The following is a 10,903-nucleotide window of genomic DNA, read 5'->3' on the forward strand; positions in this document are numbered from 1 at the left end:
GCCGGTCCCGCGGTGCTCCATGTCCGTCGCCGTCGCCCACACACGGTCGGCCGTAACACCGGCCGGGTAGTTTGGGGCGATCCGGTGAGGACTTCAGGAGGGTTTGGCCGTGGCTGCTGATCTGTCGACGATCGTGAAGGCGTACGACGTACGCGGTGTGGTCCCGGACCAGTGGGACGAGCCCCTGGCCGAACTCCTCGGCGCCGCCTTCGCCCAGGTCACCGCAGCGGACGCCCTCGTGATCGGTCACGACATGCGGCCCTCCTCGCCCGGCCTCTCCCGCGCCTTCGCCCGCGGCGCGGCGGCCCGCGGCGTGCATGTGACCGAGATCGGCCTCTGCTCGACGGACCAGCTCTACTACGCGTCCGGCGCGCTCGACCTGCCCGGCGCGATGTTCACCGCCTCGCACAACCCCGCCCAGTACAACGGCATCAAGATGTGCCGCGCGGGCGCCGCCCCCGTCGGCCAGGACACCGGCCTCGCCGACATCCGCGCCCTCGCCGAGACCTGGAGCGAGTCCGGGGCGCCCGCACCGGCCGCGACCCCGGGAACGATCACCCGGCGCGACACGCTGGAGGACTACGCGGCGTACCTGCGCGGCCTGGTCGACCTCACCGCGATCCGCCCCCTGAAGGTCGTCGTCGACGCGGGCAACGGCATGGGCGGTCACACGGTCCCCACGGTCTTCGCCGGCCTGCCCCTCGACCTCGTCCCGATGTACTTCGAACTGGACGGCACGTTCCCCAACCACGAGGCCAACCCCCTCGACCCGGCGAACATCGTCGACCTCCAGCAGCGCGTCCGCGAGGAAGGCGCCGACCTCGGCATCGCCTTCGACGGCGACGCCGACCGCTGCTTCGTCGTCGACGAGCGGGGCAACCCCGTATCGCCGTCCGCGATCACCGCCCTGGTCGCCTCACGCGAACTCGCCAAGCACGGCGGCAAGGGCACGGTCATCCACAACCTGATCACCTCCTGGTCCGTCCCCGAGGTCGTCCGGGAGTGCGGCGGCACCCCCGTGCGCACCCGCGTCGGCCACTCCTTCATCAAGGCCGAGATGGCCCGCAGCGGCGCGATCTTCGGTGGCGAGCACTCCGCCCACTACTACTTCGCCGACTTCTGGAACGCCGACACGGGCATGCTGGCCGCGCTCCACGTCCTCGCGGCCCTCGGCGGCCAGGACGGCCCCCTCTCCGGCCTCGTCGCCCAGTACGACCGCTACGTGGGCTCCGGCGAGATCAACTCCACCGTCGCCGACCAGACCGCCCGCCTCGCCGCCGTGAGGGCCGCCTACGCGGGCCAGGACGGCCTGACCCTGGACGAGCTCGACGGCCTCACCGTGTCCTGCGCGGACTGGTGGTTCAACGTCCGCCCCTCCAACACGGAGCCCCTCCTCCGCCTGAACGCCGAAGCCCGCGACGAGACGACGATGGCCAAGCTCCGCGACGAGGTCCTGGCGATCATCCGAGGGTGACCGCGTCTCCCTCGCGGACGCCGGGCCCCGCCCGGCACGGTGAGGGCGGCCCTGCCCCCGTCCGGCGCGGTGAGGGCCGCCCGCACGGCCGGTCCGGACCCCCCACGGTCCCGCCCGGCAGGCACAACCCCGCCACCGGGCCGGGCTCCCCACCGGGCAAGGCCCCGCCCCACACGGCCCGGACGCCCTGCCCAACCCCGGCGCGGACCCCCGCCCGGCGGTACGCTGACCAGGCCGCACCGCACAACCCCGGACACCAGAACCCCGCCCCCGAAGGGACCCCGACATGCCGCTCGAAGCCGGCCTCCTGGAGATCCTCGCCTGCCCGGCGTGCCACGCCCCCCTCACCGAGGAGGACACCGAGCTGACCTGCACCGGTCAGGACTGCGGCCTCGCCTACCCCATCCGCGACGGCATCCCCGTCCTCCTCGTCGACGAGGCCCGCCGCCCGGCGTGAACCCCCACCCGGGCCCCGGCTCCGGGCACCGCAAGGCGTAACCCCGCGCGGGTAGGGAAACCCGACGCGAAGGCGAAAAAGGGCACCCGGCGAATCGGAGGCTGCCGCCCATGCTCGACGAATCGCTGCTAGACACCCCCGACGCCCTGTCGGAGGCCGACCGGGGCGGCCTGCTCCGCGGCGCCGCCGAGGCCGGCGCCCGGGTCCGCACGGCCATCCGCCTCGGCACCGAGGCCGGCATCGCCGACCTCAAACCCGACGGCCGCCCCCGCGCCCTCATGGTCGCGGGCCCCGGCATGGCCCCCGCCGGCGTCGCCGACCTGCTCGGCGCCCTCGCCGGCTCCAGCTGCCCGATCACCCGCATCCACCCCACCGGCGTGGCCCCCGCCGGAGGCGCCCTCCGCTGGGACCTCCCCGGCTGGGCCGGCTCGGTCGACCTCCTCCTGATCGCCACCGCCGACGGCACCGAACCCGGCCTGTCGCTCCTGGTCGACCAGGCCTACCGCCGCGGCTGCACCGTCGTGGCCGTCGCCCCGCCCCGCACTCCCGTCGCCGAGGCGATGGAGGGCTCCCGCGGCCTGTTCGTACCGATGGCGACCGCCCCGTACGAGCTGGAGGTGCCCCTCGGCGCCGCCGCCCCCGGCATCCTGTGGGCCCTGCTCACCCCGATGCTGGCGCTCCTCGACCGCATGGGCCTCGTCGCCGCCGACCGGGACGCCCTGGCGAAGGTCGCCGACCGCCTCGACCAGGTCGCCGAGCGCTGTGGCCCCGCCATCGCCACGTACAGCAACCCCGCCAAGACGCTCGCCGCCGAGTTCGCCGACGCGCTCCCGCTGATCTGGACAGAGGGCCAGGCCGCGGGCCCCGTGGGCCGCCGCTTCGCCTCCGCGCTCGCCGAGCTCGCGGGCCGCCCCGCCCTCGCCGCACAGCTCCCCGAGGCCCTCGCCTCCCACGCGGTGGTGCTGTCCGGCCCCCTGGCCGCGAGCGCCGACCCCGAGGCATTCTTCCGCGACCGCGTCGAGGAACCACCCGCCCTCCACGCGCGCGTGCTCCTCCTGCGCGACCGGCCCACCGGCGGACTGAGCGCCGCCTCGGCCGCCCGCGAGCTGGCCCTCGGCCACGAGACCGCGATCAGCGAGCTGGAACCCGAGGAGGGCAGCGACCTGGAGACCCTCGCGGAGATGATCGCCATCACGGATTTCGCCGCCGTTTACCTGTCGCTCGCCTCGGGAGCCTGATCCTTACCTGGCCCCGGCAGACCCCCGAACGGCGTACGGAGAAGAACACACACCATGGACCGCCTCGACAACACCATCCGCCCCTACGCCTGGGGCTCGACCACCGCCATCCCCCACCTCCTCGGCGTGGCCCCCACCGGCGAACCGCAGGCGGAGATGTGGATGGGCGCCCACCCCGGCGCCCCCTCGCGCACCGCGCGCGGCCCCCTCACCGAGGTGATCGACGAGGCACCCGAACGCGAGCTGGGCCCCCGCACCGTCGCCAAGTTCGGCCCCCGACTGCCGTTCCTCCTGAAGATCCTCGCCGCCGGCGCCCCCCTCTCCCTCCAGGTCCACCCCGACCTCGAACAGGCCAGGGAGGGCTACGAGGACGAGGAGAGCCGCGGCATCCCCGTCGACGCGGGCCACCGCAACTACAAGGACGCCAACCACAAGCCCGAACTGATCTGCGCCCTCACGGAGTTCGACGGCCTCTGCGGCTTCCGCGACCCGCTGCGCGCCGCCGACCTGCTCGCCGGCCTCGATGCCGACTCCCTCAAGCCGTACGTCGACCTCCTGCACGCCCACCCCGAAGAGGCCGCACTGCGCGAGGTGTTGACGGCCGTCCTGAGCGCCGACCCCGAGGCGATGGCCGAGACGGTCACCGAGGCCGCGGCCGCCTGCGCACGGCTCGGCGGCGACTACGCCCCGTACGCCGACATCGCCCACCACTACCCGGGCGACCCCGGCGTCATCGCCGCCATGCTGCTCAACCACGTACGCCTACAGCCCGGCGAGGCCCTCTTCCTCGGCGCCGGCATCCCGCACGCCTACCTCGACGGCCTCGGCGTCGAGATCATGGCCAACTCCGACAACGTCCTGCGCTGCGGCCTCACCCCCAAGCACGTCGACGTCCCCGAACTGCTGCGCGTCGTCCGCTTCGAGGCGACCGACCCGGGCGTCCTGCGCCCCGAGGCGACCCCCGACGGCGAGGAGGTCTACGCGACCCCCATCGACGAGTTCCGCCTCTCCCGCTACGTCCTCCCCGAGGCCACCGCCCCGCACGACCTCACCCTCCCGACCCCGCAGATCCTGCTCTGCACGGCCGGTTCCGTACGGGCGGGCGAACACACCCTCGCCCCCGGCCAGTCCGTGTTCGTACCGGCCGACGACAAGGCCGAGGTGTCCGGACCGGGCACCGTCTTCCGTGCCACGGTCGTCGCGTGAACGGCGTGACCCCCTCCTGATCCACGACCCGGCGCACCGACACCGGACCGGGCTGCAACAATGCCCCCTGCAAAAGGCGGGCAAAGCCCGGCCGGTGACGGACGGAAGCGTGGGTACCCATGCCCATGCACAGACACATGCGTAGGCGAAGGGACACCCCGGACAGATGAGCGCGTCAGGCGGCACCAAGGCGATCGTGGCGGCACTCGGCGCCAACCTCGCCATCGCGGCAGCGAAGTTCGTGGCGTTCCTTTTCAGTGGCTCGTCCTCGATGCTCGCCGAGTCCGTGCACTCCCTCGCCGACTCCGGCAACCAGGCCCTGCTCCTCCTCGGCGGCAAGCAGGCCAAGCGCGAGGCCACCCCGCAGCACCCCTTCGGGTACGGCCGCGAGCGCTACATCTACGCCTTCCTCGTCTCGATCGTCCTCTTCTCCGTCGGCGGCATGTTCGCCCTCTACGAGGGCTACGAGAAGATCAAGGACCCGCACGAGATCGACCACTGGTACTGGCCGGTCGGCGTCCTCGTCTTCGCGATCATCGCCGAGTCGTTCTCCTTCCGGACCGCCATCAAGGAGTCCAACACCCTCCGCGGCAAGAAGTCCTGGACGCAGTTCATCCGCCACGCCAAGGCCCCCGAGCTGCCCGTCGTGCTCCTGGAGGACCTCGGCGCGCTCGTCGGCCTGATCCTCGCCCTCGGCGGCGTCGGCCTCGCCCTGCTCACCGGCGACGGCGTCTGGGACGGCATCGGCACCCTCTGCATCGGCGCCCTGCTCATCCTCATCGCGATCATCCTCGCCGCCGAGACCAAGTCCCTCCTCCTCGGCGAGTCCGCCGGCGCCGAGGACGTCGAGAAGATCGCCGCGGCCGTCGTCGACGGCGACACCGTCACCCGCGTCATCCACATGCGCACCCTCCACCTCGGCCCCGAGGAACTCCTCGTCGCCGCCAAGATCGCCGTCCAGCACGACGACACCGCCGCCGAGGTGGCGAACGCCATCAACGCCGCCGAGGCCCGCATCCGCGAGGCCGTCCCGATCGCCCGCGTCATCTACCTGGAACCCGACATCTACAGCGAGGCCGAGGCCGCCAAGGGCCCCGACGCCGACGCCACCCCCGGCGGCCCCGCCCCGACCGCCGAGCACTGACCCACGCACCCGCAGGACCGGGCCCGCCGCATCACACGGCGGGCCCTTTCCCGTCACGGGCCACGCCCCGCCGCACCGCCGACACCCCAGGCCAGGGCCCTACGAGCCTCCGCCACGCCTCGGCGGAGGCCTGATCCCTCTCCAGGCGGACTGGGGCCGCACGGGTCGACCGGTGTAGCTTGGGACGGAGCCAGACGTCGCTGCTGATGGCGGTCGGGCGGTCCCATCGAGGACCGACCGAGGGAGAGAGGGCCTCCGACGGACTGCGCTGCGCGCACGCGGGCATGCCTGTGTCCTCTTCGGGCACCCCTGTGTCCGCCGCCGCGCAGACCAGCCCTACCCACCCTCGACCCGACACCGAGGAGCAGCTCCCAATGACGACTGTCGATCAGCGACAGGACTTCAAGGTCGCCGACCTCTCCCTGGCCGAGTTCGGCCGCAAGGAGATCACCCTCGCCGAGCACGAGATGCCCGGCCTGATGGCGATCCGCAAGGAATACGCCGAGGCCCAGCCCCTCGCCGGCGCCCGCGTCACCGGCTCCCTGCACATGACCGTGCAAACCGCCGTCCTCATCGAGACCCTGGTCGCCCTCGGCGCCCAGGTCCGCTGGGCCTCCTGCAACATCTTCTCCACCCAGGACCACGCCGCCGCGGCCATCGCCGTCGGACCGAACGGCACCGTGGACAACCCGCAGGGCGTCCCGGTCTTCGCCTGGAAGGGCGAGACCCTGGAGGAGTACTGGTGGTGCACCGAGCAGGCGCTGACCTGGCCGGACAGCCCCACCGGCGGCCCCAACATGATCCTCGACGACGGCGGTGACGCCACCCTCCTCGTCCACAAGGGCGTCGAGTACGAGAAGGCCGGCGAGGTCCCCTCCGTCGACACCGCCGAGAACGACGAACACCGCGTCATCCTGGAACTCCTCAACCGCACCATCACCGAGGGCTCCCAGAAGTGGACCCAGCTCGCCTCGGAGATCCGCGGCGTCACCGAGGAGACCACCACCGGCGTCCACCGCCTGTACGAGATGCAGCGCGACGGCGTCCTCCTCTTCCCGGCGATCAACGTGAACGACGCCGTCACCAAGTCGAAGTTCGACAACAAGTACGGCTGCCGCCACTCCCTGATCGACGGCATCAACCGCGCCACCGACGTCCTCATCGGCGGCAAGACCGCCGTCGTCTGCGGCTACGGCGACGTGGGCAAGGGCTGCGCGGAGTCCCTGCGCGGACAGGGCGCCCGCGTCATCGTCACCGAGATCGACCCGATCTGCGCGCTCCAGGCAGCCATGGACGGCTACCAGGTCACGACGCTCGACGAGGTCGTCGACAAGGCCGACATCTTCATCACCACGACCGGCAACAAGGACATCATCATGGCCTCCGACATGGCCAAGATGAAGCACCAGGCCATCGTCGGCAACATCGGCCACTTCGACAACGAGATCGACATGGCCGGCCTCGCCAAGGTCCCCGGCATCGTCAAGGACGAGGTCAAGCCGCAGGTCCACACCTGGACCTTCCCCGACGGCAAGGTGATCATCATCCTGTCCGAGGGCCGTCTGCTGAACCTGGGCAACGCCACCGGCCACCCCTCGTTCGTGATGTCCAACTCGTTCGCGGACCAGACCCTGGCCCAGATCGAGCTGTTCACCAAGCCCGACGTGTATCCGATTGGCGTCTACACGCTGCCCAAGCACCTCGACGAGAAGGTCGCCCGCCTTCACCTCGACGCGCTCGGCGTGAAGCTCACGACGCTCCGCCCGGAGCAGGCCGCGTACATCGGCGTAGAGGTCGAGGGCCCGTACAAGTCGGACCACTACCGCTACTGATCAGGTACTGATCACCGCACACCCGCTGACGTACCCTGCGGCAGCTCACAGGCAGGCCCCCGCACCCCCGTGCCGGGGGCCTGCCCGTTCGGCCCGTGGCACGCCCACCGGCCGGATCAGCCCGTCACGACTCAGGACGCCCATGCCCCGCGGCCGGTATTCGCTCCATGACCCGCACGACCACACCCTCCTCGCCGAAGAGCACTTCCACTGCGCGCCGGGTCCCTCCGGCTGGCGCTATGTGTCCCAACTGACCGCCCCTTCCGGCGACCACACCGGCTCAGTCGACCTCGCCCTCGACGAACTCGGCCGTCCCCTCCGCCTCGAACTCCACGCCGCGAGCTGGCAGGTCCGCGGCGCCGCCCTCGACGGCGTCACCTGGGTCCGCACCGATCCCACCGGCGCGCATGCCACCGAAGGCAATGTCCGCGCCCACGCCTTCACCGGCACCTCCCCGGCGTTCCTCATCGCCACCGCCCGTCTCCTGCGCCTCACCCCTTCCGATCCCGCGATCCGCGTACGCCTCGTCGCCTTCACCGACCCGGTCCTCGCCCCGCGCACCGTGGACCAGTCCTGGGCCTTGATCGCAAGAGAAGCACACGCCACTGACAACGCCCCCCTGTCCGTGGACGAATACCAGGTCACAGCCCTGGACACCGGTGAACAGCACACGGTCCACATCGCGGGCGACGTGGTCCTCGCGGCCCCCGGGGTGGAGCTGGAACACCTGGAATCACCGCCGTCGACGTTCGCCTGACGGGCGTCGGCTGAGAGGTGGAGGGCGGGCGCCCACGGCAACGGCCCTGCCGACGGGGTGGTCAGGCACCTGGTGCGGCCCCTAGGCGGGCGGTGCGAACCCGGTGCTCGGCCGCTCGGCAGGCGGCGTCTGCGACGTCTCGGGTGCAGCGGAGGTCCCGGGCGCAGCCGGCGAGGCAGAAGGGGGAGCCACATGAGCGCCGGGGGCGGGGGCGACCGGTGGCACGGTGGCAGGGCCAGGCGCCGGGGCGCCGGGAGCAGCCGCCCCGCTCGCGGGCGCGAAGCCCCCGGCAGGCGGCACCGGATACCCGGGCCCTACCGGCGGCCGCGCAGCCGGCCCGGCGGCCCACCCGGCCCCGGGGCCCTGCCCACCCGGCAGCACGCCGGGGCCCGTCGCACCGCCGAAGGCGCGGCGCGCCTCACGCGCCTGGCGCTCGTGCACCACGGCCGCGAGATAGGCGCCCGGCGGCACGCCGTACGGCGCGGGAGTGCCCGTACGCGTCGCGAGATCCGAGGCGAGACGTTCCGCCATCGCGGCCCCGACCTGCGGATCGAGCTGTCCCATCCGCGTCAGGTACTGCCGGATGGCCAGCCACAGCGCGTCCGGAACGGCGGACAGGTCGAGCCCGGAGAACTGCCCGGCCAGCCAGGGCGGCGGCGGAGGCACGAACGGCGACCTTCCCGCCGGTACCCGCTCCCGCACCACCAACGTCCCCGCGAACACATCCCCCAGCCGCCGCCCCCGCGCCGACACCAAGGAGGCGATACACGCGACGACCCCGAAGGTCATCAGGATCTCGACGACGCCGACGGCACCGCGCACCAGCGCGTGCCGGAACCGGATCGGCCCACCGTCGTCCCGCACCACGCGCAGCCCGAAGGCCAGCTTCCCCAGGGAACGACCATGGCTCAGCGTCTCCACCGCGATCGGTACACCCACCAGCAGGAGCAGAAAGCTCGCGACGGCTATCGCCATCTGCGCCGCCTCGTCGAGACCGGCCGTCGCCAGGGCCAGGAGCAGGGTCACCACGAGGTAGACGACCATCACCACGACCAGGTCGAGCAGCACGGCCAGCGCCCGGCTCGGCAGCTTCGCGGGACGCAGCTCCAGCGCCACCGCCTCGCCCGTCACAAGCTCACTCACACCCGTGGTCCTTCCGGTTCCATCCCCTGACCTGCCCCGAGACTGGCCAGTCTGCCAAGCTGAAGCCACATCGCGCCGCAGTACGACCTGTACGACAAGCTGACACGCAGTTCGAGAGGGACGAGGAGCAGCCAACCCGATGGACCTCGATGTCTTCGTGTCCGCCCATCGCGCCGAGTGGGACCGCCTCGACGCACTGCTCCGCCGCCAGCGTCGCCTGAACGGTGCCGAGGTCGACGAACTGGTCGCCCTCTACCAGCGCGCGGCGACGCACCTCTCCCTGATCCAGTCCAGCGCCCCGGACCCCCAGCTCACCGGCCGTCTCAGCCAACTCGTGGCACGCGCGCGCAGCGCGGTCACAGGCGCCCGCCGCTCCTCATGGCGCGATGTCGTCCGCTTCCTGACCCACGGTTTCCCCGCGGCGGTCTACCGCTCCCGGCACTGGTGGGTCCCCACCGCACTTCTCTCCACCCTGGTCGCCGCCCTACTGGGCTGGTGGATCGGTACGCACCCCGAGGTCCAGGCGTCGATCGCGGCCCCCGACGCACTGCGCGAGATGACGCGACCCGGTGGCCAGTACGAGACGTACTACTCCAGCCATCCCGCGGCCTCCTTCGCCGCCCAGGTGTGGACGAACAACGCCCAGGCCGCCGCCATGTGCCTGGTCCTGGGCATCTTCCTGGGCCTGCCGGTCCTCTGGATCCTTCTCCTGAACATGCTCAACCTGGGTGTGGGCATCGGCCTGATGTCCTCGGCGGGCCGACTCGACGTCTTCCTGGGGCTCGTCCTTCCTCACGGCCTGCTGGAGCTGACCGCGGTCTTCGTCGCCGCCGGCACGGGTCTGCGCCTCGGCTGGACCGTCATCGACCCCGGCCCCCGAACTCGCCGCTCGGCCTTGGCCGAGGAGGGGCGGGCGGCAGTGGGGATGGCGATCGGCCTGGCGCTGGTCCTGTTCGTCTCCGGTGCCATCGAAGGGTTCGTCACCCCGTCCGGCCTGCCGACCTGGGCCCGCATCAGCATCGGCGTCCTCGCCGAACTCGCCTTCCTCGCCTACGTGTATGTCCTGGGCGGACGGGCGGCTCGGGCCGGCGAGACAGGCGATGTCGAGGAGCACGAGCGCAGCGCCACGGTGCCCACAGCAGCCTGATGTGCATCCACCCCCGTCGGGCTGTTAGTGTCGTCGTCGTTCCCGCGAGAGCCGTTGACACGGAGCTTGTGGGGAGGTAGATTCCAACAGTTGCCTAGTGGTGGACATGCCCCAGGTGACAGTGACCATCTATCGGTTCCTCGTGGACGAGATCCGCGAGTGAGCCCGCCCCGATGAATCGGAAAGAGCGGTCGGTAAGACCGGTCAAAAACTTCTGATAAAGTCGGACTCGCCGAAAGGGAGCCGCAAGGCGAACGAATAGGCAAAAGCCCTCCAACGGCTACCGGAAATGAATTCCGACCGGAAACGGAACGGAAAATGGATCTGGTAAGGTTGGAAACGCAAGACCGAAGGGAAGCGCCCGGAGGAAAGCTCGAGAAGATACTCGGGTGAGTACAAAGGAAGCGTCCGTTCCTTGAGAACTCAACAGCGTGCCAAAAATCAACGCCAGATATGTTGATACCCCGTCTCCGGCCGGTTCGGTCGGGACGAGGTTCCTTTGAAG

Annotated in this window: 10 protein-coding genes; 8 read left to right on the forward strand and 2 right to left on the reverse strand. The window is 71.5% G+C overall.

The genetic code is table 11. The features are described from left to right. Positions 1-109 precede the first annotated feature (109 nt). The 7 genes from SMA5143A_RS23950 to SMA5143A_RS23980 all read left to right on the forward strand — a co-directional run bounded on the left by SMA5143A_RS23950 (position 110) and on the right by SMA5143A_RS23980 (position 8,108). A complete protein-coding gene (locus SMA5143A_RS23950; protein ID WP_107464889.1) occupies positions 110-1,474 on the forward strand; it encodes a phosphomannomutase/phosphoglucomutase in 1,365 nt (454 codons plus the stop codon). Positions 1,475-1,760: 286 nt separating this feature from the next. Continuing rightward, positions 1,761-1,931 carry a Trm112 family protein gene (locus SMA5143A_RS23955; RefSeq protein WP_099963864.1) on the forward strand — a complete coding sequence of 57 codons (171 nt, stop codon included), beginning with the start codon at positions 1,761-1,763 and terminating at the stop codon, positions 1,929-1,931. 110 nt (positions 1,932-2,041) lie between these two features. After that, positions 2,042-3,169 (forward strand): SIS domain-containing protein, encoded by a 1,128-nt coding sequence (locus tag SMA5143A_RS23960; protein WP_107464890.1) that lies wholly within the window; start codon positions 2,042-2,044, stop codon positions 3,167-3,169. 54 nt (positions 3,170-3,223) lie between these two features. After that, positions 3,224-4,375 (forward strand): mannose-6-phosphate isomerase, class I, encoded by a 1,152-nt coding sequence (gene manA / locus SMA5143A_RS23965; protein WP_107464891.1) that lies wholly within the window; start codon positions 3,224-3,226, stop codon positions 4,373-4,375. 166 nt (positions 4,376-4,541) lie between these two features. Further along, positions 4,542-5,519: a cation diffusion facilitator family transporter gene (locus SMA5143A_RS23970; protein ID WP_107464892.1), complete on the forward strand. Its 978-nt coding sequence runs from the start codon at positions 4,542-4,544 to the stop codon at positions 5,517-5,519. A gap of 374 nt (positions 5,520-5,893) precedes the next feature. After that, positions 5,894-7,351, forward strand: coding sequence for an adenosylhomocysteinase (gene ahcY / locus SMA5143A_RS23975; protein ID WP_107464893.1), 1,458 nt, complete (start codon positions 5,894-5,896; stop codon positions 7,349-7,351). A 142-nt stretch (positions 7,352-7,493) separates the two neighbouring features. Further along, complete coding sequence (locus SMA5143A_RS23980; RefSeq protein ID WP_107464894.1) at positions 7,494-8,108, forward strand: hypothetical protein; 615 nt, start codon at positions 7,494-7,496, stop codon at positions 8,106-8,108. A gap of 81 nt (positions 8,109-8,189) precedes the next feature. Here the strand turns inward: SMA5143A_RS23980 and SMA5143A_RS23985 are convergent, their stop codons facing one another. Beyond that, positions 8,190-9,251 (reverse strand): RDD family protein, encoded by a 1,062-nt coding sequence (locus tag SMA5143A_RS23985; RefSeq protein ID WP_107464895.1) that lies wholly within the window; start codon positions 9,249-9,251, stop codon positions 8,190-8,192. Between the two features lie 139 nt (positions 9,252-9,390). Between SMA5143A_RS23985 and SMA5143A_RS23990 the strand changes: the two genes are divergently transcribed. Continuing rightward, on the forward strand, positions 9,391-10,398 hold the full coding sequence (locus tag SMA5143A_RS23990) for a stage II sporulation protein M (RefSeq protein ID WP_107464896.1): 1,008 nt from the start codon (positions 9,391-9,393) through the stop codon (positions 10,396-10,398). Positions 10,399-10,678: 280 nt separating this feature from the next. Here the strand turns inward: SMA5143A_RS23990 and SMA5143A_RS43475 are convergent. Continuing rightward, on the reverse strand, positions 10,679-10,903 hold a 225-nt coding region (locus SMA5143A_RS43475; protein ID WP_219923602.1), incomplete at its 5' end, for a hypothetical protein.

This window comes from Streptomyces sp. MA5143a, from assembly GCF_900290235.1.
GTDB lineage: Bacteria > Actinomycetota > Actinomycetes > Streptomycetales > Streptomycetaceae > Streptomyces.